The sequence below is a fragment of the Streptomyces sp. Da 82-17 genome (assembly GCF_046098215.1).
GTDB lineage: Bacteria > Actinomycetota > Actinomycetes > Streptomycetales > Streptomycetaceae > Streptomyces.
This window is the reverse complement of record NZ_JBJURH010000002.1, coordinates 235,167-257,661: the sequence shown is the minus strand read 5'-3', so window position 1 is coordinate 257,661 and position 22,495 is coordinate 235,167. Positions and strand designations below refer to the sequence as shown.

General features: G+C 71.9%; 17 protein-coding genes and 1 tRNA gene. 13 read left to right on the top strand and 5 right to left on the bottom strand.

Annotated features, from left to right (window positions below):
* Positions 1–80 precede the first annotated feature (80 nt).
* Together ACIDOF_RS04120 and ACIDOF_RS04115 are read left to right on the top strand one after the other, a co-directional pair.
* Positions 81–284, top strand: coding sequence for a cold-shock protein (locus ACIDOF_RS04120; RefSeq protein ID WP_042152846.1), 204 nt, complete (start codon positions 81–83; stop codon positions 282–284).
* Between the two features lie 106 nt (positions 285–390).
* Complete coding sequence (locus ACIDOF_RS04115; RefSeq protein WP_409004485.1) at positions 391–2,046, top strand: DEAD/DEAH box helicase; 1,656 nt, start codon at positions 391–393, stop codon at positions 2,044–2,046.
* A gap of 643 nt (positions 2,047–2,689) precedes the next feature.
* Here the strand turns inward: ACIDOF_RS04115 and ACIDOF_RS04110 are convergent.
* On the bottom strand, positions 2,690–3,607 hold the full coding sequence (locus tag ACIDOF_RS04110; protein WP_409004251.1) for a hypothetical protein: 918 nt from the start codon (positions 3,605–3,607) through the stop codon (positions 2,690–2,692).
* A gap of 228 nt (positions 3,608–3,835) precedes the next feature.
* Between ACIDOF_RS04110 and ACIDOF_RS04105 the strand changes: the two genes are divergently transcribed.
* Both ACIDOF_RS04105 and ACIDOF_RS04100 read left to right on the top strand, forming a co-directional pair.
* Positions 3,836–4,627, top strand: coding sequence for a S1 family peptidase (locus ACIDOF_RS04105; protein WP_409004250.1), 792 nt, complete (start codon positions 3,836–3,838; stop codon positions 4,625–4,627).
* Between the two features lie 233 nt (positions 4,628–4,860).
* Positions 4,861–7,932, top strand: a complete 3,072-nt coding sequence (locus ACIDOF_RS04100; protein WP_409004249.1) for an endo-alpha-N-acetylgalactosaminidase family protein — start codon at positions 4,861–4,863, stop codon at positions 7,930–7,932.
* A 207-nt stretch (positions 7,933–8,139) separates the two neighbouring features.
* Here the strand turns inward: ACIDOF_RS04100 and ACIDOF_RS04095 are convergent, their stop codons facing one another.
* Complete coding sequence (locus tag ACIDOF_RS04095; protein ID WP_409004248.1) at positions 8,140–9,900, bottom strand: glycoside hydrolase family 35 protein; 1,761 nt, start codon at positions 9,898–9,900, stop codon at positions 8,140–8,142.
* Positions 9,901–10,054: 154 nt separating this feature from the next.
* Between ACIDOF_RS04095 and ACIDOF_RS04090 the strand changes: the two genes are divergently transcribed.
* The 8 genes from ACIDOF_RS04090 to pyk all read left to right on the top strand — a co-directional run bounded on the left by ACIDOF_RS04090 (position 10,055) and on the right by pyk (position 19,764).
* On the top strand, positions 10,055–10,939 hold the full coding sequence (locus ACIDOF_RS04090; RefSeq protein WP_409004247.1) for a helix-turn-helix domain-containing protein: 885 nt from the start codon (positions 10,055–10,057) through the stop codon (positions 10,937–10,939).
* Between the two features lie 20 nt (positions 10,940–10,959).
* Positions 10,960–11,286, top strand: coding sequence for a chorismate mutase (locus ACIDOF_RS04085; RefSeq protein ID WP_409004484.1), 327 nt, complete (start codon positions 10,960–10,962; stop codon positions 11,284–11,286).
* A 61-nt stretch (positions 11,287–11,347) separates the two neighbouring features.
* The gene (locus tag ACIDOF_RS04080; protein ID WP_409004246.1) at positions 11,348–11,623 is read left to right on the top strand and encodes a hypothetical protein; all 276 of its coding nucleotides are present in this window, start codon (positions 11,348–11,350) and stop codon (positions 11,621–11,623) included.
* A gap of 178 nt (positions 11,624–11,801) precedes the next feature.
* Positions 11,802–14,351, top strand: a complete 2,550-nt coding sequence (pepN, locus tag ACIDOF_RS04075) for an aminopeptidase N (protein WP_409004245.1) — start codon at positions 11,802–11,804, stop codon at positions 14,349–14,351.
* A 216-nt stretch (positions 14,352–14,567) separates the two neighbouring features.
* Entirely contained in the window at positions 14,568–15,953 is a 1,386-nt protein-coding gene (locus ACIDOF_RS04070; RefSeq protein ID WP_409004244.1) for a pyridoxal phosphate-dependent decarboxylase family protein, read from the top strand.
* A complete protein-coding gene (locus ACIDOF_RS04065; protein ID WP_409004243.1) occupies positions 15,950–17,389 on the top strand; it encodes a lysine N(6)-hydroxylase/L-ornithine N(5)-oxygenase family protein in 1,440 nt (479 codons plus the stop codon). The genes ACIDOF_RS04070 and ACIDOF_RS04065 overlap by 4 nt, the downstream gene beginning before the upstream one ends.
* 16 nt (positions 17,390–17,405) lie before the next feature.
* Positions 17,406–18,146, top strand: coding sequence for an SIMPL domain-containing protein (locus tag ACIDOF_RS04060; RefSeq protein WP_409004242.1), 741 nt, complete (start codon positions 17,406–17,408; stop codon positions 18,144–18,146).
* 181 nt (positions 18,147–18,327) lie between these two features.
* Positions 18,328–19,764, top strand: coding sequence for a pyruvate kinase (gene pyk / locus ACIDOF_RS04055; protein WP_409004241.1), 1,437 nt, complete (start codon positions 18,328–18,330; stop codon positions 19,762–19,764).
* Between the two features lie 224 nt (positions 19,765–19,988).
* Here pyk and ACIDOF_RS04050 read toward each other — a convergent pair.
* Positions 19,989–20,061 (bottom strand) — tRNA-Leu (locus ACIDOF_RS04050).
* A 103-nt stretch (positions 20,062–20,164) separates the two neighbouring features.
* Here ACIDOF_RS04050 and ACIDOF_RS04045 point away from each other — a divergent pair.
* The gene (locus ACIDOF_RS04045) at positions 20,165–20,806 is read left to right on the top strand and encodes an ANTAR domain-containing response regulator (RefSeq protein ID WP_409004240.1); all 642 of its coding nucleotides are present in this window, start codon (positions 20,165–20,167) and stop codon (positions 20,804–20,806) included.
* A gap of 86 nt (positions 20,807–20,892) precedes the next feature.
* On the opposite strand, the gene ACIDOF_RS04040 is transcribed toward ACIDOF_RS04045, so the two are convergent.
* Together ACIDOF_RS04040 and ACIDOF_RS04035 are read right to left on the bottom strand one after the other, a co-directional pair.
* Positions 20,893–21,609: an ABC transporter ATP-binding protein gene (locus ACIDOF_RS04040; RefSeq protein ID WP_409004239.1), complete on the bottom strand. Its 717-nt coding sequence runs from the start codon at positions 21,607–21,609 to the stop codon at positions 20,893–20,895.
* A complete protein-coding gene (locus ACIDOF_RS04035) occupies positions 21,606–22,493 on the bottom strand; it encodes an ABC transporter ATP-binding protein (RefSeq protein WP_409004483.1) in 888 nt (295 codons plus the stop codon). Before ACIDOF_RS04035 ends, ACIDOF_RS04040 begins: the two co-directional genes overlap by 4 nt.
* Positions 22,494–22,495: the final 2 nt, after the last annotated feature.

The window sequence follows — 22,495 nt, the reverse complement described above, 5'->3', positions numbered from 1 at the left end:
CCGCTCCGGACGGGGCTAAGTGCGACAGGGGAGCCACGCAGTGTGACTTCCCGGATCCGCCCCAGCACAAGGAGAGAAACATGGCCACCGGAACCGTGAAGTGGTTCAACTCGGAAAAGGGCTTCGGCTTCATCGAGCAGGACGGCGGCGGCGCCGACGTCTTCGCCCACTACTCCAACATCGCGACCCAGGGCTTCCGTGAGCTCCAGGAAGGCCAGAAGGTCACCTTCGACGTCACGCAGGGCCAGAAGGGCCCGCAGGCGGAGAACATCCTCCCGGCCTGATCGCCGGGGGATCGCGCATCCCGTAGCCGGGGCCCGCACCAGCAGGTGCGGGCCCCGGTTTCTGCCGTCCTCGGGACCGAGGACCCAAGGCTCCCAGGAGGGCACCATCGGCACGACCAGCTCCGCACGCCCCGCCCGCGGCTCCCGCACCGGCGGTACGAAGAACGACGGCTCCCGGACCAGCGGTACGCGGAACGAAGGCTCCCGGAACGGCGGCAGCACCCCACGACGCCGGGGCACGCCCCGCCGCACCGTGCCGCCGCAGGGCGACTTCGCCGTACCGGAGTCCCTGACGCCCGCCCTGCCCGCCGTGGCGTCCTTCGCGGAGCTCGACCTGCCCGAGGCGCTGCTCGCCACCCTCACCGCCCAGGGCGTCACCGAGCCCTTCCCGATCCAGGCCGCGACGCTGCCCAACTCGCTCGCCGGGCGCGATCTGCTCGGCCGCGGCCGGACCGGCTCCGGCAAGACCCTCGCGTTCGGCCTCGCCCTGCTCGCCCGTACCGCGGGCCGCCGGGCCGAGCCGAAGGCGCCGCTCGCCCTGGTCCTGGTGCCGACCCGCGAGCTCGCCCAGCAGGTCACGGACGCGCTCACGCCGTACGCCGACGCCCTGCGGATACGTCTCACGACCGTCGTCGGCGGGCTGTCGATCGGGCGGCAGGCGGGGGCGCTGCGGCGCGGCGCCGAGGTCGTCGTGGCCACGCCCGGCCGGCTCAAGGACCTCATCGACCGGGGCGACTGCACGCTCGGCGACGTCGCGATCACCGTCCTCGACGAGGCCGACCAGATGGCCGACATGGGCTTCATGCCGCAGGTCACGGCCCTCCTGAAGCAGGTCGAGCCGGACGGGCAGCGGCTGCTGTTCTCCGCGACCCTCGACCGGAACATCGACAAGCTCGTGCGGATGTTCCTCAGCGACCCCGTGGTGCACTCCGTCGACCCGTCGGCGGGCGCGGTCGTGACCATGGACCACCATGTGCTGCACGTCGCCGACGAGACCGACAAGAAGGCCGTCGCTCTGCGGATCGCCGCCCGCGACGGCCGCGTGATCCTCTTCGTCGACACCAAGCGCGCCGCCGACCGTTTCGCGAAGCGGCTGCTCGGCCAGGGCGTGGCCGCCTCCGCGCTGCACGGCGGGCGCTCGCAGGCGCAGCGCAACCGCACCCTGGAGCAGTTCAAGACCGGCGTCGTCACCGCGCTCGTCGCCACGAACGTCGCCGCGCGCGGCATCCACGTCGACGACCTCGACCTGGTCGTGAACGTGGACCCGCCCACCGACCACAAGGACTACCTCCACCGCGGCGGCCGCACGGCCCGCGCGGGCGCGTCCGGCAGCGTCGTCACCCTCGTCCTGCCCGAGCAGAAGCGGGAGATGAGCCGGCTGATGTCGGTCGCCGGGATCGACGCGGCGACGACCCGCGTGCGGTCGACGGACGAGGAGCTCGTCCGCATCACGGGCGCCCGGGAGCCGTCCGGAGTGCCGGTGACCCTCCCGGCCCCGGAGCCGCAGCAGCAGCCGACCCGCCCGTCCAGGTCGCGCTCACGCTCGCGCTCGGGTGCGGGTGCGGGTGCCGCCGGTGGCGAGGGCGCCAAGTCCCGCTCGTCGCGGTCCCGTTCTACGGGTACGGGGGCACGCCGGGGCCAGCAGAACGGCGCGGGTTCCGGTACCGGCGCCGGTACCGGGGCTGCGGGCGCCAAGTCCGGCGCCGCCCGCCGCAGTTCGGGCCGACGCGGCCAGGGCGGCGGCCGACGCACGGCAGCCTGAGGGCACGCGCGTTCCGCGTGCGGTGGGCCGTGGGCCGGGGCGCGTTCCGCGTGCGGTCGGCTGGGCCGGTGTTCGGCGTACGGCTGGCTGAATGCCGACTGTGCCCGTGCTCGGCGTACGGCTGGCTGAGGGCCGCGTTCCGGGCTCGGCTGCGTGACGCAGCCTTGCGTGTGGGTGGCCCGAGTTGGTCGCCTTCGTGCGGTCGGTCAGATGCCGTGTTCCGCGTGCGGTGGGCCAGGGGGACGCGTTCCGCGTAGGGCGGCGTTTCCCTGTCTTGCGTGTGGTGGCCGGGCTGGTCGCCTTCGTGCGGTCGGCCAGATGCTGCGTTCCGCGTGCGGTGGGCCTGGAGCCCGTTCCGTGCACGGCTGGCTGGCTCAGCGTCCGCGCGTACGGTGCCCGGGTCTGCCCCCGTACGGCACGCCCGAATCGGTGTCCCGTGCCCGGGGCCGCCCCCGTACTGCCCGCCCGAGTCGGCGTCCCGCATACGGCTGCCTGAATGGGCGGCCCGAAGCCGTGCCTCGGCCTCGCGCACGGGTGGTCCGATGCGGCATTCCGCGTGCGGCTGCCCGCAGCTTGGCCCGCGTAGCGCTGTCTGAAGGCGCGTCCCGCGTGACGGCGCCCCGAAGCCGTACCCCGGCATCCCCTACGTGTCGCACTCCAGGACCGTCCCGCACAGGCCGCAGCGTGCCCGGACCCTGCCGCGGGACGGGACGCGGATGCGTTGTTCGCAGGTGGGGCAGGGGAACGTGACTCGGAGCGGGGGGCCGGGCTCGAAGCGGTAGCGGGCGCCGGGCGGGGCGGGGGCGGCGTGGCGGCGGTCCTTCGCGTAGCGGTGGCGGCCGGTCCAGCCCGCGGCCGTGAGCGGGGGCTGGCGGGTGTCCTGCCGGGCGAGGTCCCGGCCCTTCGTGTACGCCGTGTACGCCTGCGGGCTGGTGAACCAGATCGCCGGGTCCTCGTCGAAGACCGCGGCACGCTTCGCGAGCACGTACCCGAACTCCTCCGGGGTGAGATAGCCGAGCTTCTGCGACGACGTGCCGTCCTCGCGGAACGCGTCGAGCAGCAGCCAGCCCGCGCCGAGGTAGGCCGCGGCGGTGTCGGTGAGGATCTCGTTGCCGCGCGTGCCGGGGAACGACAGGTCGACGCGGTGCAGGTAGACGTGCATGACCTCGTGCGCGAGGGCCGCGCCGATGTCCCTGCGATGCTCGCGGAACCGGTCGTTCAGCTCGATGAAGTACTCGGGCCCCGCGGCCAGTTCGACATTCGCGGCGTGCTCCATCGCGCGGAAGCTCACGATCATGCGGGCGTCCGGGAGCCGCAGGTGCCGCACCATCGCGCGGGCCACCCGCTGCACGCCCAGGTGCAGGTCGTCCTGGTCGGCGAAGGCCACGTCGGCCGGGGCCACGCTGGTGTCGAAGGTCCGCAGCGCCTCGGGGGAGAGCCGGCGGTACAGGGCGTTGATCGCCGACCGCACCGTGTCCAGATGCGGAAAGCCGTGCTCGACGGGGCTCCCGCGCGAGGCCGAGCGCCCGCCGCCGCTGCCACTGCCGCTGCCGTACGTCACGCCCGCACCGCCTGCCTTCCCTGAGCCGGCCGGTCCGCATGCCCTCAAGAGACTTCCACTGTACGGCGGTTCGTGGAGATACGTGTTGTTCGTCCTGACCTGAAACAGGCCCTTGCCCCTTCGCCGTCCGGACCTCAATAATCCGACACACGTGCTTGGCATGCCCATGCCGATGATCGTCGGTGCGGGCCTGTCGTGCGCGTGCAACCCCCCACGAAAGGAAGACAGTTGAAGAACCCGTTTGGTTCATTCAAGAGAGCAGCCGCTTTCGGCGCCGTCACCCTCGCGGCCGTCAGCCTGCAGCCCCTCTCCTCGGCGCAGGCCTACACGGACAACGGCGGCCCGTCGACCCGCGTCGTCGGCGGCACCAAGGCCGAGCAGGGCGAATTCCCGTTCATGGTGCGGCTCTCCATGGGCTGTGGCGGTTCCATGTACGCCAAGGACATCGTGCTGACCGCCGCGCACTGCGTCGACGGCTCGGGTGACGACACGTCCATCACCGCGACCGGCGGCGTCGTCGACCTGGAGTCCCCGGACGCGGTCACCGCCAAGTCCACCAAGGTCCTCCAGGCCCCGGGCTACGACGGCAACGGCAAGGACTGGGCGCTGATCAAGCTCGACAAGGAGCTCGACCTGCCCCTCCTGAAGACCGCCGACAGCGACGCCTACAACAAGGGCGACTTCACCATCGCCGGCTGGGGCGCCGACAAGGAGGGCGGTGACCAGCAGCGCTACCTGCTGAAGGCCACCGTTCCGTTCATCGACGACGCCAGCTGCAAGAAGGCGTACTCGAACCTCATCGAGGCCGAGGAGCTGTGCGCCGGCGTCGAGGAGGGCGGCGTCGACACCTGCCAGGGCGACTCCGGCGGCCCGATGTTCCGCAAGGACGACTCCGACCAGTGGATCCAGGTCGGCATCGTCAGCTGGGGCGAGGGCTGCGCGCGTCCCGGCAAGCCCGGTGTCTACACCGAGGTGTCGCACTTCAACGCGGACATAGCCAAGGCGGCCGCGGAGCTCTGAGCACCCCGGCACCCTGAGGCTGCACCCTGAGCCCACGCGTCCCCCGGCCCTGCACGGCGGCAGGCCGGGGGACGCGTGCGTGCGCCCCCGGGCCCGTCGGCCGGGACGCACGCGTGCGCGCAGGGGGCGGTCCGGGCTTTTGTCCAACCACTCCCGCCCCTTTGTCCATGGGCCCCCTCGCCCCGCCTCGCGCATCGTGACGGCCACACCGAACCGTCCCGAGGAGGGGTGCAGTGCGCGCACCGAACGATGGACCCACCCGCCGCAGCGTCGTCGCCGCCACCGCGGCCGCGGGCGCCGGACTGGCACTCGGCGTGCCGCTCCCGGCCGCCGCCGCGACCAGGGGCGAGGCCGTGCTGCGCTCCCGCACCCTCGACGTACGCGTCGACACCGCCTTCCCGCGGATCACCGGCTACACCCACCGCGCCTCCGGCGCCGTCCTGCACGGCGGCACCGACCCCGTCACGACGCTCCTGGTCGACGGCGCCGAGCACACGCCCCGCGTCACCGCACGCACCGGCGACGACCGCATCACGTACACCCTCGCCCTGGCCGGCGGCGCCGAGATCGACGCGGAGATCCAGGTCGAGGACGACCGGGTGCACTGGCGGATCACGCGGATCGCCGACACGGACGCGCTGCGCGTCGGCACCCTCGACTTCCCCGGCCTCACGTTCCTCGCGGTGCGCAGCGACCAGCCGGGGGCCGCGCTGCTCGCCGCGCGCATCGAGCTCGACAAGGCGAAGAGCGGCGACACCCTCGTCCGGGTCGCCCCGGACACCCCGGTCGAGGCGGCGAAGGGCTGCGCGTACGCCGTCGTCGCGCACGACCGGCTCGGCGGCGCCGTCGAGACCAACACCGTGTACGACAAGCCGAGTTCGGCGGCCGGCACCACCTGGGACAACGGGCGGCTCAGGCGCTCCACGGCGAAGGCCGGCGAGCATGTCGAGGCGCGGCTCGGGCTCGGCCAGTTCACGCACCGCGCCGCGACCTCCCCGGTCGACGCCACCGAGCCGCTCCCGTACGCCACCGTGATCGTGACCGGCGACCGGAACGGGGACGGCAAGGTCGACTGGCAGGACGCGGCGATCGCGTTCCGGGACGTGATGGTGATGCCGCTCGGCGCCGACGAACAGCACCTTCGGGTCGTCCCGCACATCCCGTTCAACTTCGCCTCGCAGGCCACCAACCCGTTCCTGCTGACCCTCGACCACGTCAAGCGGATCTCCCTGGCGACGGACGGGCTGCGCCAGTACACGCTGCTCAAGGGCTACCAGTCCGAGGGCCACGACTCCGCCCACCCCGACTACGCGGGCAACCACAACAAGCGGGCCGGCGGCCTCGCGGACCTCAACACCCTGGTCAGGGAGGGGAAGAAGTGGGGCAGTGACTTCGGCGTGCACGTCAACGCCACCGAGTCGTACCCCGTCGCCAACGCCTTCTCCGAGACCCTCGTCGACAAGACGAACGAGCAGTGGGACTGGCTCGACCAGAGCTACCGGATCGACCAGCGGCGCGACCTGGTGTCCGGCGACATCGTCAAGCGCTTCGCCGACCTGCGCGCCGAGACCGACGACGCCCTCAACACCCTCTACATCGACGTGTTCCGCGAGTCCGGCTGGACCTCCGACCGGCTGCAGCGCGCCCTGCGCGAACAGGGCTGGCACATCACCACCGAGTGGGGCCACGGCCTGGAACGCTCCGCGCTCTGGTCCCACTGGGCCACGGAGACCGACTACGGCCCGGACACCTCCCGCGGCATCAACTCGCAGCTCATCCGGTTCATCCGCAACGACCACAAGGACGTCTTCGCCGACAAGTGGCCCACCCTGCTCGGCATCCCGCGCACCGGCAACTTCGAGGGCTGGGTCGGCAAGACCGACTGGACCGTGTTCTACAACCAGATCTGGACGGACTCGCTGCCCGCCAAGTACCTCCAGGCGCACCCGATCAGGACGTGGACCGAGCACGAGATCACGTTCTTCGGGGACCCGGCCACGAAGGTCTCCGACGCGAGCGGCAAGCGCGTCATCACCACCGACGGCCGCGTCGTCTACACGGACGGCTCCTATCTGCTGCCCTGGGAGCCGCGGAAAGCCCTGGACCCGCCGAAGCTCTACCACTACGCGCCGAAGGCCGGCTCCAGCACCTGGCAACTCCCGCGCGGCTGGTCCTCGTCGACGAAGCTCGCCCTGTACCGCCTCACCGACCAGGGCCGAGTGCACGAGGGGGACGTCCCGGTCAGCGGCGGCAAGGTGACCCTGAAGGCCGAGGCGAAGCAGCCGTACGTCCTCTACCGCGAGCGGCAGCCCGCGCCCGCCGACCCCGACTGGGGCCAGGCCACGCCGCTGCACGACCCGGGCTTCCACTCCGGTTCCCTGGACGGCTGGACGGTGTCCGGGCCCGCGACCGTCGAGCTGAGCGCGCTCGGCGACCACGAGCTGGTGATCGGCGCGGGCGCCGCGGCCACCGTCGGCCAGCGCCTGACCCGGCTCGCGCCCGGCACGTACGCGGCGTCCGTGCAGGTCGAGGTCGGCGCGAAGGCGGGGGAGCGGCGGCGTGCGGCCCTGGAGGTGCGCACCGCGGACGGGGTGCGGGCGGAGAACTTCACGCACACCTCCACCGCGGGCAACTACGTCGCGGCCGACCGCAAGCACGGCACCCGCTTCCAGCGCCTGTTCACGTACTTCACGGTGCCGGAGGGCGGCGGCCCGGTCGACCTCGCACTGCGCGCGGAGGCGGGGCGGGCGCGGGTCCGGTTCGACAATGTGCGGGTCGTCCCGGCCCGGCGCCCGGCCGTCCCCGAAGGGGCCCTGGTCTTCGAGGACTTCGAGCACGTGCCGCAGGGCTGGGGCGTCTTCGTCAAGGGCGACGCGGGCGGCGCCACTGACCCGCGCACCCACATCGCGCAGCGGCACGCGCCGTACACGCAGCGCGGCTGGAACGGCAAGGCGATCGACGACGTCGTCGACGGCACGGAGTCGCTGAAGTCCCGCGGCGAGAACGCGGGCCTGGTCTACCGCACGGTCCCGCACACGGTCCGCTTCACCGCGGGTCGGCGCTACCGGGTGTCGTTCCGGTACGAGAACGAGAAGGCGGGCCAGTACGCGTGGGTGACGGCGGTCGACGAGCCGGGGACGCGGGAACTGTCCCGCGAGGCGCTGCCGGTCGCCACCGAACCCACGGTCCTGTCCTACGAGTTCACGGCCCCCGCCGAGGGCGAGGCCTGGGTCGGCCTGCGCAAGGTCGGGGAGGACGGGACGGCGGAGTTCGTGCTTGACGGGTTCGAGGTGCGAGAGGTGTAGGGCGCGTTTCGGGGTGCGGGTGGTGGGCGGACGGGGCCCGGTCCTTCTCCCCTCCCCGCCCCTTCCCGAAAGCCTGCGGCGCTGTTCGTCCGGCGTTCCCGCCGTCGTGGCTGATCGCGCAGTTCCCCGCGCCCCTGTCGGGGCACGAGCGCCTCAGCGCGATACGGGGCCCGGGGCGGAGCCCCGGTTTCGGGGAGGGGCGGGGAGTCAGCCCGCCGCTGGTGCCCCTGCCCGCACCGAAGCCCCCGCTTCAGCCCTCTCCAGCTCAAGGACCCACACCTCGTTGCCCCCCTCCCGCAGCACCGGCCCCGGTACGTAGAGGGATCGCTGCGGCCCGCGTGCCCAGTACCGCCCGAGACAGAACCCGTTCACCCACGCGAACCCCCGGGTGAAGCCGGGGAGTTCGAGGGTGGCGTCGCCCGCGCCCTCGACCGTGACCGAGCCCCGGTACAGGCCCGCCCCGCCGTCCGGGGCCCGAGAGGGCAACGCCCGTACCCGGTCCGCCTCGTCGAACGCGTCGAGGCGCAGGCCCGTGGCCCGTACCCCGTGCAGGAACTGCCGTTCGTGCAGCACACCGCCCGTGAGGCCCTTGCGTTCGCCGAGGCGCGGCCCGTAGTTGACGCGGCCCAGGGACTCCACGAACAGCTCCACGCGCGCGGGCCCCGCGACGGGTTCGGCCGGCTCGGGGGAGTCCTCCGTAAGCACCCCGGCCGGCACCCCGTCGACGTGCACCACCGCCAGATCGCGCAGCCCGACCGCCCGCAGCGGGTACGGCTGGCGCGGGCCCGGCACGTCCAGGCGGTAGCGGACGAGGCCGCGGTCCACGTCCAGCTCCTCGAAGTCCGGCGGCGAGCCGAAGGTCCGCTCCGGGCCGCCGAGCGCGTCCACGACCTCCCCGAGCGGCGTCCAGGCGTCCCACTCTGCTGCGGTCAGCGTGCCCAACTCCGGTGGCGCGGGCGGTAGTTCGGGCAGCGGCCCGTCCGCGTACGCGGCGAGCACCTCGCGGAACGCCCAGAACTTCGGGGTGGCCCGCCCGTACTCGTCGACCGGCGCGTCGTAGTCGTACGACGTCACGTCCGGCAGCAGCGGCCCGTCGTGCAGATCGCCGCCCCGGTTCGCGCCGGCCCACCCGGCGAAGTTCGTGCCGCCGTGCGCCATGTACAGGTTGACCGAGGCCCCCGCGTCGAGGATCTCCCGCAGCGCCCCCGCCGCGTCCGCCGGATCCCGTACGACATGCTCCGCGCCCCAGTGGTCGAACCAGCCGCACCAGAACTCCATGCACATCAGCGGCCCCTTCGGCTGGTGGCGGCGCAGCGCCGCGAAGCCCTCCCGGGCCTGCGAGCCGAAGTTCACCGTCGCGAGCACCCCGGGCACGGATCCGCCCGTCAGCATGTGGTCCTCGGGCCCGTCGGACGTGAACAGCGGCACGCTCACGCCCGACTGCCGCAGCAGTTCGGCGAGTCGGCGCAGATACTCCTGGTCGGATCCGTACGAGCCGTACTCGTTCTCCACCTGCACCATCAGGACCGGGCCGCCCCGGTCGACCTGCCGCTCCACCACCTGCGGCAGCAGCACCCCGAACCAGCGCTCCACGTGCGCCAGATACTCCGCGTCCCGCGTCCGGACCCGCCCGCCGAGCGGCCCCGTCAGCCAGTGCGGCAGCCCGCCGTTCTCCCACTCCGCGCAGATGTACGGGCCCGGCCGCACGATCGCCCACAGGCCCGCCTCCGCGACCGCGTCCAGGAACCGGCCGAGCGCCGCCACGTCCCGCCACTCCCCGGGCCGCGGCTCGTGCAGATTCCACGGGACGTACGTCTCCACGCAGTTGAGGCCCATCGCCCGCAGCATCGCGAGCCGGTGCCCCCACTGCTCCTCGTGCACCCGGAAGTAGTGCAGCGCACCGGACAGCAGCCGCACCGGCCGCCCGTCCAGCTCGAAGTCCCCGTCCCCCAACACAAACTCGCCCACCGGGCCCGCCTTTCCGTACGCGCAGGAGTGCGCCCACCCTCACCCCCTGGCGGAGGGCCGGTCCATGGACAAAGATCGGCCCTGATTGGACGCAAGGCGCCGACCGAAACGGCCGGTGGACCAGGGCAGGACGTGACGAAAGGGGCAACTGGGCATGTATCACACGTGGATGCGGTACTTCACGCCGAGCCCCGTCCACCACCGCCTCGGCCTCGTCTGCCTCGGCGTCGGACTGCAGCACGGCACGCTGCCCACCGTCGGGCCCCGCACCCTCGACCACCATGTCGCCATCGTCATCAGCGCCGGCAGCGGCTGGTTCCAGGGCGTCGACGGCCGCCGCGTCACCGTCACCGCGCCCGCCCTGCTGTGGATCATCCCGGGCGTGCCGCACCACTACGGCGCCGATCCGCACACCGGCTGGGACGAGTCCTTCGTCGACTTCAGCGGGCCCGCCACCAGCACGTACACCGAACTCGGGTACATCGAGCCCGAGCGGCCCGTCATCCCGCTCTCCGACGCCGCAGCCCCGCGCGCCGCCGTCGGCCGCATCGCCCGCGCCGCCCGCCGCGGGAACCCCCTGCTGGAGGTGGAGACCGGGGCCGCCGTCCACGAACTCCTCGTCGCCCTGCGCCGCGCCCGCGCCGACATCGCACCCGACGGCGACCCCGTGCTCCAGGCCCTCGCCCGCGACGCCTTCCAGCCGCTGTCCGTCGCCGAGCACGCCGCCCGCCACGGGATGACGCCCGCCGAGCTGCGCACCGCCGTCCGCCGCGGCGCCGGCTGCAGCCCCAAGGACTACCTGCTCGGCATCCGGCTCGGCCGCGCCAAGGAACTCCTGGCGGCCACGGAACTTCCCGTCGCCGCCGTCGCCCGCCGCGTCGGCTACGACGACCCCGCCTACTTCTCGCGGCTCTTCACCCGCCGCGTCGGCGTCGCGCCCGTGCGTTTCCGGGAGCAGCAGGGCCGTGCCGTGCCCGGCGGCTGGTCCCAGCAGATACCGGATCCGGACGACCCGCCCATGCTCCACCCGGCAACGTAGGCTCTTCCCCCATGAGCAGCATCACGAACAGCGACACTGGTCAGCCCGCCGAGGGCGTCGACGCAACGGTCCGCGCCGAACTGGCCCGCCTCCGGGACAGCATCGACAACATCGACGCCGCCGTCGTCCACATGCTCGCCGAGCGCTTCAAGTGCACCCAGCAGGTCGGCCACCTCAAGGCCGAGCACCAGCTGCCGCCCGCCGACCCGAACCGCGAGGCGCAGCAGATCGCCCGCCTCCGCGCGCTCGCGGAGAGCGCCAAGCTGGACCCGGCGTTCGCCGAGAAGCTGCTCAACTTCATCATCGCGGAAGTGATCCGTCACCACGAGACCATCGCCCGCTCCTGAGCCCCAACTCCCCCTCGGCAGGGGGCTGTTGGGGCCCACGCGGCGCCCGTAGCATGCCCCCATGCCCTTCCTCCTGATCCGGCAGAAGTACGCCGACCACACCCAGTGGCGTGAGGCGTTCGACTCCCTCGCCGACCAGCGCGCCGCCCTCGGCCTCGAAACGGTCGCCGTCACCCGGAACATGAACGACCCGTCCGAAGCGGTCGTCCTGCTCCGCTTCGACGACATCGCCCAGGTCGAACAGCACTTCCCGTCCCCGGCCCTGGAGGAGGCCTGGCGCAGGGGAGGGGTGATCGAGGGCACGAACGAGGTGACGTTCCTCGAGGACCTCCCGTAACCAGCCGCGGCTCCAGGGGCGGAGCCCCCGACAAGGGGCGCGGGGAACTGCGCGAGCAGCCACGACGGCGGGGAAGCCGAACGACGATCGGGGGGCCCTGGGGGCGGAGCCCCCGGTTCCGAGCCCCGGACCAGGGTGCCCCTGTGCTGCACGCACCCGATCGTGCAGCATGAACCCCATGTCCGTACTCACGCGCGACGAAGCGCAGACCCGAGCCGAGCTCATCGAAGTCCAGCGGTACGAGGTCCACCTCGACCTGACGACCGGCGACGCCACCTTCGACACCCGCACGGCGATCCACTTCACCGCCACCGCGGCCGGCGACACCTTCATCGAGCTGAAGGCCGACCACCTGCGCTCCGCGACCCTGGACGGACACCCCCTCGACCCCGCCGCGTACGCCGCCGACCGCCTGACCCTGACCGACCTCACCGCGGGCCCGCACGAGCTGCGGATCGACGCCGCCATGCGCTACTCCCGCACCGGCGAAGGCATGCACCGCTTCACCGACCCCACCGACGGCGAGACCTACCTCTACACCCAGCTCTGCATGGACGACGCCCAGCGCGTCTTCCCCGCCTTCGACCAGCCCGACCTCAAGGCCCGCTTCGCGTTCACCGTCACCGCCCCCGCCGACTGGACCGTCCTCGGCAACGGCATCGCCACCGAGACCGCCCCCGGCGAGTGGCAGATCGCCGAGACCCCGCCGATCTCCACCTACCTCGCCGCGATCGCCGCAGGCCCGTACCACTCCATCCGCACCGAGCACCGCGGCCTGCCCTTCGGCCTGCACTGCCGCCGCTCCCTCGCCCCGCACCTCGAGGCCGACGCCGACGAACTCCTCGACATCACCCGCGGCTGCTTCGACCGCTACCACGAGAAGTTCGACGAGCCCTACCCCTTCGACTCGTACGACCAGGCCTTCGTGCCCGAGTTCAACGCCGGCGCGATGGAGAACCCGGGGCTCGTCACCTTCCGCGACGAGTTCGTGTACCGCTCCGCCGTCACCGACACCGAGCGCCAGACCCGCGCCATGGTCATCGCCCACGAGATGGCCCACATGTGGTTCGGCGACCTCGTCACCCTGCGCTGGTGGGACGACATCTGGCTGAACGAGTCCTTCGCCGAGTACATGGGCTACCAGACCACCGCCGAGGCCACCCGCTTCACCGCCACCTGGACCGACTTCGGCATCACCCGCAAACCCTGGGGCTACGACGCCGACCAGCGCCCCTCCACCCACCCCGTCGCCCCCGACCCGGAGCTCGTCCCGGACACGGCGACCGCCGACCTCAACTTCGACGGCATCTCCTACGCCAAGGGCGCCTCCGCGCTGCGCCAACTCGTCGCCTGGCTCGGCGAGGCCGACTTCCTCGCCGGCATCAACACCCACTTCAAGCGGCACAAGTTCGGCAACGCCACGCTCGCCGACTTCCTCGACAACCTCGCCGCCCACACCGACCGCGACGTGCACGCCTGGGCCCGCGCCTGGCTCGGCACCACCGGCATCGACACCCTCACCCCCGAGCTGAGCGAGACCGACGACGGACTGCAGCTCACCGTCCGGCACGACGGCAGCCGCCCCCACCACGTCACCGTCGGCCTCTACGACACCGTCTCCCTCTCCACCGCCACCGCCACCGCCGGCCTCCACCTGCGCGAACGCTTCGACATCGACATCCCCGCCGACGCCCCGCAGGTCCCCGCCCGCACGCTCACCGGCCGCCGCCCCGACCTCGTCGTCCTCAACGACGGCGACCTCACCTACGCCAAGATCCGCTTCGACGAGCACTCCTTCACCACCCTCAAGACGGCCCTCTCCCACCTCCCCGAGCCCCTCACCTCCGCCGTCGTCTGGAACGCCCTGCGCGACGCCGTGCGCGACGGCGAACTCCCGCCCGCCGCCTACCTGGAGGCGGCCCGCGCCCACCTCCCCGCCGAACCCGACCTCGCCCTCGTCCAGGGCGTCCTCGGCTTCGCCGCCGCCCACGTCGTCGACCGCTACCTCCCGGCGACCGAGCGGCCCGCCGCCCAGGCCACCCTCACCGACCTCTGCCGCGACCTCATCCGCCGCACCGAGGACGGCTCCCACCCCGGCCTGCGCCTCACCGCCGTACGCCACTTCATCTCCGCCGCCGCCCAACCCGACACCATCCGCGACTGGTTCGACTCCGGCAGCGTCCCCGGCGGCCCCGAACTCGACCCCGAACTCCGCTGGCGCATCCTCGGCCGGCTCTCCGTGCTCGGCGCCGTCGACGACGCCGTCATCGAGGCCGAACTCGCCCAGGACCCCAGCGCCACCGGCCAGGAAGGCGCCGCCCGCTGCCGCGCCGCCCTGCCCGACCCGGTCGCCAAGGCCGAGGCCTGGCGCGCCATGTTCGAGGACGACTCCCTCTCCAACTACCTGTTCATCGCCACCGCCCAGGGCTTCTGGCAACCCGAGCAACTCGACCTCGTACGCGACTACATCCCCCGCTACTACGACGCCGCCCTCGCCGTCGCCGACCGCCGCGGGCCCGCCATCGGCGACGCCGCCGGCCGCTGGGCGTTCCCCGCCGTCGCGGTCGCCGACAGCACCCTCGCGCTCGGCCGCACCTGCCTCGACCGCGACAACCCGCCGCCGTCCCTGCGCCGCAAGCTGGTCGACCAACTCGACGACCTGGCACGGGCGTTGCGGGTACGCGAGGCAGCCCGCCCGGCGCTTGAGGACGAGCGCGCAGCGCGATAGGGAGACAAGGGGGCGAAGCCCCCGGGCCGCCCGCAGGCCACGCGGCGCCGGCCGCACATCGGACACAGCCGGGAAGGGGCGGGGAGGGGAGCACAACCCCGCCCCGCCCCCACGCACAGGTACCCCTTTCGGGTTCAGCTCGTTGGAGCTGACGGAACACGGCCCCCAGCCACGTACAGGCTGGACCACGCCCCCGCACCCCGAAGGACCCGCACCATGCCAGACTTCCCCCTCGCCTCCGGACCCGCGGGCCCCGCCCAGCTGCGCCCCCTGCTCGACACCGTCCTCACCGCCCTGCGCCACGGCACCGCCGACCGCCCCGGCCCCCTCCCCGCCGGTGGCCCGGCCACCGTCACCGAGCAGGTACGCGCCGCCGTCGGCGACCCGCTGCCCGAGCACGGCACCGACGACGAGGAGGCCCTCGGCACCCTCATCCGCCTCGTCGCCCAGGGCGCCGCCGACCCCGCCGACCCGCTGTGCGCCGCCCACCTGCACTGCCCGCCGCTCGCCGTCGCCACCGCCGCCGACCTCGCCGCGTCCGCGCTCAACCCCTCCATGGACTCCTGGGACCAGGCCCCCGCCGCCTCCGCCCTGGAAACCCTCGTCACGGACGCCCTCGCCGGTCTCGTCCACCCCGGCACCCGGCCCGCCCCCACCGCGCTCCTCACCACCGGCGCCACCGAGTCCAACCAACTCGCCCTGCTCCTCGCCCGCGAACGGCACGCCCCCGCCCCCGTACTCCTCGTCACCGGCGAGAACGCCCACCACTCCCTGCACCGCGCCGCCTGGCTCCTCGGCCTCCCCGAACCCGTCACCGTCCCCACCCCCTCCGGCGTCCTCGACCCCGGCGCCCTCGACGCCACCCTCGCGCGGCACTCCACCGCCACCGTCCTCGTCGCCGCCACCGCCGGCACCACCGACGCCGGACACATCGACCCGCTGCCCGCCGTCGCCGACGTCTGCGACCACCACGGCGCCCGCCTCCACATCGACGCCGCCTACGGCGGCACGCTGCTGTTCAGCGACCGCCGCCGTCACCTCCTCGAAGGCCTCGACCGCGCCCACACCGTCTCCCTCGACCTGCACAAACTCGGCTGGCAGCCGATCGCCGCCGGGCTCCTCGCCGTCCGCGACCCCGCCGACACCCGCGCCCTCGCCCACCACGCCGACTACCTCAACGCCGACGACGACACCCACGCCGGCATCCCCGACCTCCTCGACCGCTCCCTGCGCACCACCCGCCGCCCCGACGTCCTCAAGATCGCCGTCACGCTGCGCGCCCTCGGCCGCACCGGCATCGGCGCTCTCGTCGACCAGGTCTGCGACCTCGCCGCCGGCTTCGCCCGCACCGTCGAGAGCCACCCCCGCTTCGAGCTCTACGCCCGGCCCCACCTCAGCACCGTCCTCTTCCGGCCGCACCACATCAACGACCCGGCCCTCGCCCGGCTCCGCCGCGACCTCCTCACCGGCGGCCAGGCCGTCCTCGGCCGCGCCCACGCCGACGGCCGCCTCTGGCTCAAGGCCACCCTCCTCAACCCGCACACCCGGCCCGCCGACCTCGCCGGGCTGCTGAACCTGGTGGAAGGACACACGCCCCGATGAGCGCCACCACCCCCGCGAACCCGACCACCGCGCCCTCCGCGCCCGGCTCGCCCCGCGACCTCGTCGGCATCGGCATCGGCCCCTTCAACCTCTCCCTCGCCGCCCTCGCCCACGGCCTCCCCGAGCCCCTCGACACCGCCTTCTACGAGCAGCGACACGCCTTCCACTGGCACCCCGGCCAGCTCATCGAGGGCACCCGCCTCCAAGTCCCGTACCTGGCCGACCTCGTCACCCTCGCCGACCCCACCAGCCCCTGGTCGTACCTCAACCACCTCCGCGACCGGCAACGGCTCTTCCCCTTCTACTTCACCGAGCGCTTCCACATCCCGCGCACCGACTACGACGCCTACTGCCGCTGGGTCAGCGACCGCCTGCCCTCCCTGCACTACGGCCACCAGGTCGACGCCGTCCGCTGGAATCCCCAACTCGCCCTGTTCGAGGTCGACTTCACCCAGCTCGACGCCGACGGCGAAGCCGAGGCCCTCGGCCGCACCCACACCCGCAACGTCGTCCTCGGCATCGGCACCGCCCCCTACGTCCCCGAACCCCTCCGCCCCCTCGCCGACGCCCCCACCGTCCCCGTCGTCCACGCCGCCGACTACCTCGCCCACCGCGCCCGGCTCCTCGCCGCCGACCACATCACCGTCATCGGCTCGGGCCAGTCCGGCGCCGAGATCTTCCTCGACCTGCTCCGCGCCCGCCCCGCCGGCCGCGAGAACCTGCACTGGCTCGCCCGCACCGAGGCCTTCGCGCCCAGGGAGTACTCCAAGCTGGGCCTCGAACACTTCACCCCCGACTACACCCGCTACTTCCACGCCCTCCCCGAGTCCGTACGCGACCGCCTCGTCCCCAGCCAGTGGCAGCTCCACAAGGGCATCGACGCCGACACCATCGCCGCCATCCACGACGAGCTCTACACCCGCACCCGGGACGGCAGTTGGCCCCAGGCGACCCTCACCCCCGGCGTCACCGTCCGCACCGCGGGCCGCCTCGCCGACACCCAGATCGAACTCCACCTACGACACGACCAGCAGGGCACCCGCACCCGCCTCACCACCGACGCCGTCGTCCTCGCCACCGGCTACCGCGAACGCCCCCTCGACCAGCTCCTCGCCGCCCTCGACCCGCACCTCCGCCGCGACGACGCCGACCGCCCCCGGATCGACGCCCACTACCGCCTCGACCTCGACCCGGCCATCACCCGCACCGGCAGCAACATCTACGTCCAGAACGCCGAGCGCCACACCCACGGGGTCGGCGCACCCGACCTCGGCCTCGCCGCCTGGCGCAGCGCCACCATCCTCAACGCCCTCACCGGCACCGATCCCTACCCGCTGCCCACACGCACCGCCTTCACCACCTTCGGCCTCCCGACCCAACAGGCCGACGGCGCCACCCGCGGCCCCGACGGCACACTCGTCGACCTCAAGGGCTGAGTGCGACAGTGGCCCCATGACCACCGACGACCACTCCAGCCCCGACACCGGCCCCGGCTCCACCGCGGGCGCCAAATCCGGCTCCACGACCGCCGATCCCCGTGTCGCCGTACGCGGCGAAGCCCGGCTCGAGGTCGACCCCGAGATCGCCCGCATCACCGTCACCGTCACCGCCCGCGGACGCGACCGCCGCACCGCACTCGACGACCTCACCCAGCGGAACAACACCGCACTTCAACTCATCAAGAGCTACGGCGAAGCCGTCGAGAAACTCGAAACCGGCAACTTCGCCATCAGCCCCCAACTCACCGACAAAGGCAAGAACGAACGCGTCCGCGCCTACCAGGGCCGTGTCCTGATCACCGCAGAACTCGGTGACTTCACCGCACTCGGCGAACTCACCACCCGCCTCGCCGACCTCGAACTCACCCGGGTCGACGGCCCCTACTGGGCTCTGCGCCCCGACTCGCCCGTGCACGCCCAGGCCCGCCGCCAGGCGGTGCACGAGGCCGTGCACCGCGCCCGTGAGTACGCCGACGCCCTCGGCAGCCACCTCACCTCGCTGATCGACATCGCCGACATCGGCGCGAACAACGGCGCCCTGCCTCCGCCGCCGCCCCCGCCCGGCGCCATGCGTGCCGTCTCCTACGGCGCCCCCGAGATGGCCGGAGCCCCGGCCCTCGACCTCGAACCCCAGCGTCAGACGGTCTACGCCAACCTCAACGCCCGCTTCACCATGGCGCCGCCCGAACTCTGAAACTCGCTCTCCGAATATCGTTCGTATTCCGCCCGAATGAGCGCCGGCGGCCTACTGTCGAGCGCTCATCGGAGCAATGCCCCGCACAATTCAACACTTGTCAATAGCCCTTCATGCAAAGGTTGTTGAGTAGTCACGCCACACCAAATCTCTACCCGTCGGTAAGCCCTAGGGTCGGACTATGCGCCGAGCAAAAATCGTCTGCACCCTGGGCCCCGCCACCGACTCCTACGACCAGATCAAGGCACTGGTCGAGGCCGGAATGGACGTGGCCCGCTTCAACCTCAGCCACGGCACGTACGCCGAACACGAGGCCCGCTACGAACGAGTCCGCGAAGCCGCCGAGGAAACCGGCCGCAGCGTCGGCATCCTCGCCGACCTTCAAGGCCCGAAGATCCGGCTCGGACGCTTCCGCGAAGGCCCCGTACTCCTTGAACGCGGCGACGAGTTCACGATCACCGTCGAGGACGGTGTCCAGGGCGACCGCCAGACCTGCGGCACCACCTACGAGGGTCTCGCCGCCGACGTCACCACCGGCGAGCGCATCCTCGTCGACGACGGCAAGGTGACCCTCGAAGTCACCGCCGTGGACGGCCCGCGCGTCCACACCACGGTCGTCGAGGGCGGCATGGTCTCCGACCACAAGGGTCTCAACCTCCCCGGCGTCGCCGTCTCCGTCCCGGCTCTCTCCGAGAAGGACGTCGAGGACCTCCGCTGGGCCCTGCGCACCGGCGCCGACATCATCGCCCTCTCCTTCGTCCGCAGCGGCCGCGACATCGAGGACGTCCACCGCATCATGGACGAGGAGGGCCGACGCCTTCCCGTCATCGCGAAGATCGAGAAGCCCCAGGCCGTCGACAACATCGACGACATCGTCGCCGCCTTCGACGGCATCATGGTCGCCCGCGGCGACCTCGGCGTCGAAATGCCGCTGGAGCAGGTCCCGATCGTCCAGAAGCGCGCCATCAAGCTCGCCAAGCGCAATGCCAAGCCGGTCATCGTCGCCACCCAGATGCTCGACTCCATGATCGACAACTCCCGTCCTACGAGGGCCGAGGCATCGGACGTCGCCAACGCCGTCATCGACGGCACGGACGCGGTGATGCTCTCCGGCGAGACCAGCGTGGGCAAGTACCCGGTCGAGACGGTCAGGACGATGTCCCGGATCGTCGCGGCGGCCGAGGAGGACATCCTGGCCAAGGGCCTGCCGCCCCTGACGGAGCGCAGCAAGCCGCGCACCCAGGGCGGCGCGGTCGCCCGCGCGGCCGCGGAGATGGGCGACTTCCTCGGCGCGAAGTTCCTCGTCGCCTTCACGCAGTCCGGCGACACCGTGAAGCGGCTCTCGCGCTACCGCTCGCCGATCCCGCTGCTCGCCTTCACACCCGAGCCGGCGACGCGTGCCCAGCTCAATCTGACCTGGGGCGTGGAGACCTTCCTCGGCCCGCACGTGGACTCCACGGACGCGATGGTCGCCCAGGTCGACGAGCATCTGCTCAAGATCGGCCGCTGCCAGAAGGGGGACGTCGTGGTCATCACGGCCGGCTCCCCGCCCGGGGTTCCCGGCTCCACGAACCTGGTCCGCGTCCACCACATCGGCGAGGACGACAGCCCGAAGTGACGCTCGCCGCCCGTCAGTTGGGGCGGGGGTGCGGTGCGAGTCGGCGTGCTGTCACGGCACGCCGACCGCGTCCGAGGCGTCGGGGTACGTTTGCGGATGCTCATCTCGTACATACGAGCGAGTCTCGCCCGGAGGGATTCGCTCCGGCGAGGGTCGGCCGCTGGAATCACAAGGTCGGGTGAACTTCAGCGTGATCGCTGGCAACCTTGGAAATGAAGGAAAAGTACCCCGGGTGGGATTCGAACCCACGCTGGATGGTGTTTGAGACCATTGCCTCTACCGCTGGGCTACCGGGGCTTCCTGCGAAACGAAGGATGACGAGCACCCGACGCGTCACTACCTTATCGCAGCTAGGTAGGCTCATGGAAAGTAGTACCTGCCCCATGACGAGGAGCCCCACGTGACCGCCCCCGAGTCGCCCCAGACCGATGACGACCAGTCGCACGTGCCTCCGGTGACGACCCGTGTCGTCATCGCCGAGGACGAGGCGCTGATCCGTCTCGACCTCAAAGAGATGCTCGAGGAGGAGGGGTACTCCGTCGTCGGCGAGGCGGGTGACGGGGAGAAGGCCATCGAGCTGGCCCGCGAGCACCGCCCGGACCTGGTGATCCTGGACGTGAAGATGCCGGTGCTCGACGGCATCTCCGCCGCCGAGAAGATCACCGAGGAGTCCATCGCCCCGGTCCTGATGCTGACGGCGTTCTCGCAGCGCGACCTCGTGGAGCGGGCCCGGGACGCCGGCGCGATGGCCTATCTGGTGAAGCCCTTCAGCAAGGGCGACGTGGTCCCGGCGATCGAGATGGCCGTGTCCCGTTACACCGAGTTGAAGACGCTTGAGCGGGAGGTCGCGGACCTTTCGCAGCGCCTGGAGACGCGCAAGCTCGTGGACCGCGCGAAGTCCGTTCTGCAGACGGAGTACGGGCTGACGGAGCCGGCCGCGTTCCGCTGGATCCAGAAGACGTCGATGGACCGCCGGATGTCGATGCAGCAGGTCGCCGAGGCCGTGATCGAGGATTCCGAGGAGAAGAAGAAGGCGAAGTAGTTCCGCCGCCTTTTCCCGCGACGGCGAAGGCCCGCATCCCGTATCGGGGTGCGGGCCTTCGCCGTACGCGTTCGACCGCGAGCGGGTCAGTCCTCGCCGAGGTACGCCTTGCGCACGGATTCGTCGTGCAGGAGGTCCTGGCCCGTACCGGAGAGGACGACCTTGCCGATTTCCATGACGTGCCCGTGATCGGCCAGGGAGAGCGCGGCCTGGGCGTTCTGCTCGACCAGCAGAATGGTCGTGCCCTGGGACTTCAGCTCGCTGATCGTCTCCATGATCTTCTGCATCATGATCGGGGAGAGGCCCATGGAGGGCTCGTCGAGCATCAGCAGCTTGGGCCGGGACATCAGGGCGCGGCCCATGGCGAGCATCTGCTGCTCACCGCCCGAGAGCGTTCCGGCGGCCTGCTTTCTGCGTTCGCCGAGGATCGGGAAAAGGTCGTACGCCCGCTGGATGTCCTTCTCGATTCCCTCCTTGTCGTCGCGGAGGTACGCGCCGAGGCGGAGGTTGTCGGTGATGGTCAGGCGGGGAAAGATGTGCCGGCCCTCGGGGGAGTGGGCGAGGCCCATCGCCACGATCTTGTGGGCGGGGACGCCGTTGAGGGGTTTCCCGTCGAAGGTGATTTTCCCGGAGAGCGGCTTCAGCAGCCCGGAAAGGGTGCGCAGCGTGGTCGTCTTGCCCGCGCCGTTGGTGCCGATGAGGGTGACGACCTGTCCGGCTTCGACGCTGAACGAAATGCCTTTGACGGCCTCGATCTTGCCGTAGGCGACCCTGAGGTCCTCGACCTCGAGCAGTGCGGTCACTGGCCCTCCTCCGTGCTGTTCTCCGTGCCCGCCGTCTCCTTTGCGGAGGGGGTCTGCTGGGCGGCTTCGGCGGCTTCCACCTCGGCCACTTCCTCGTCGCCGGGTGCGCCTTCGAAGGGGGTGCCGAGATAGGCGGCGACGACGCGTTCGTCGGCCTGCACGACATCGGAGGTGCCTTCGACGAGCTTTTCGCCCTGGACGAGTACGGCGACGCGGTCGCAGAGATTGAAGATGAACCGCATGTCGTGCTCGATGACCAGAATGGCGATGCCCTGGTCGCGGATGGCGAAGACCAACTCCTCGGTGGCGCGGGTCTCCTGCGGGTTCATTCCCGCGGTGGGCTCGTCGAGGAGCAGCAGTCCCGGTTCGCTGGCGAGGGCGCGGGCGATCTCGAGTTTGCGCTGCTCGCCGTACGGGAGATTGCGGGCCAGGTGGTCGGCCTTGTGGGCGAGTCCGATGAACTCCAGGAGTTCCATGGCCCGTTCGTGGGACGCGGCCTCGGCCTTCTTGAATCCGGGGCCGCGCAGCAGGGCCGACCAGAGGCCTTCCTTGGTGCGGGTGTGGCGGCCGACGAGCACGTTCTCCAGAACGGTCATGTTGGCGAAGAGCCGAATGTTCTGGAAGGTGCGGGCAATTCCGGCGCTGGTGACGAGATGGGGCTTCGGCGGAAGAACGGTGCCCTTGTAGGCGACGGTGCCTTCGGTGGGCACGTACAGGCCGGTGAGGCAGTTGAAGAACGTGGTCTTGCCCGCCCCGTTGGGACCGATCAGGCCGACGATCTCGCCGCTGTTGACGGTGAGGCCGACGGAGCGCACGGCGGTGAGTCCGCCGAATCGCATGGTGACGTCCTTGGCCTCGAGGACGGTGGTGGTGGTTGTCGTCATGG

What these genes read in the sequence shown, in the direction of transcription:
- ACIDOF_RS04080 (WP_409004246.1), top strand. Translation starts at nt 11,348, where the DNA reads ATGCCCTTCCTCCTGATCCGGCAGAAGTACGCCGACCACACCCAGTGG.
- ACIDOF_RS04120 (WP_042152846.1), top strand. Translation starts at nt 81, where the DNA reads ATGGCCACCGGAACCGTGAAGTGGTTCAACTCGGAAAAGGGCTTCGGC.
- ACIDOF_RS04065 (WP_409004243.1), top strand. Translation starts at nt 15,950, where the DNA reads ATGAGCGCCACCACCCCCGCGAACCCGACCACCGCGCCCTCCGCGCCC.
- pyk (WP_409004241.1), top strand. Translation starts at nt 18,328, where the DNA reads ATGCGCCGAGCAAAAATCGTCTGCACCCTGGGCCCCGCCACCGACTCC.
- ACIDOF_RS04090 (WP_409004247.1), top strand. Translation starts at nt 10,055, where the DNA reads ATGTATCACACGTGGATGCGGTACTTCACGCCGAGCCCCGTCCACCAC.
- ACIDOF_RS04060 (WP_409004242.1), top strand. Translation starts at nt 17,406, where the DNA reads ATGACCACCGACGACCACTCCAGCCCCGACACCGGCCCCGGCTCCACC.
- ACIDOF_RS04070 (WP_409004244.1), top strand. Translation starts at nt 14,568, where the DNA reads ATGCCAGACTTCCCCCTCGCCTCCGGACCCGCGGGCCCCGCCCAGCTG.
- ACIDOF_RS04035 (WP_409004483.1), bottom strand. Translation starts at nt 22,493, where the DNA reads ATGACGACAACCACCACCACCGTCCTCGAGGCCAAGGACGTCACCATG.
- pepN (WP_409004245.1), top strand. Translation starts at nt 11,802, where the DNA reads ATGTCCGTACTCACGCGCGACGAAGCGCAGACCCGAGCCGAGCTCATC.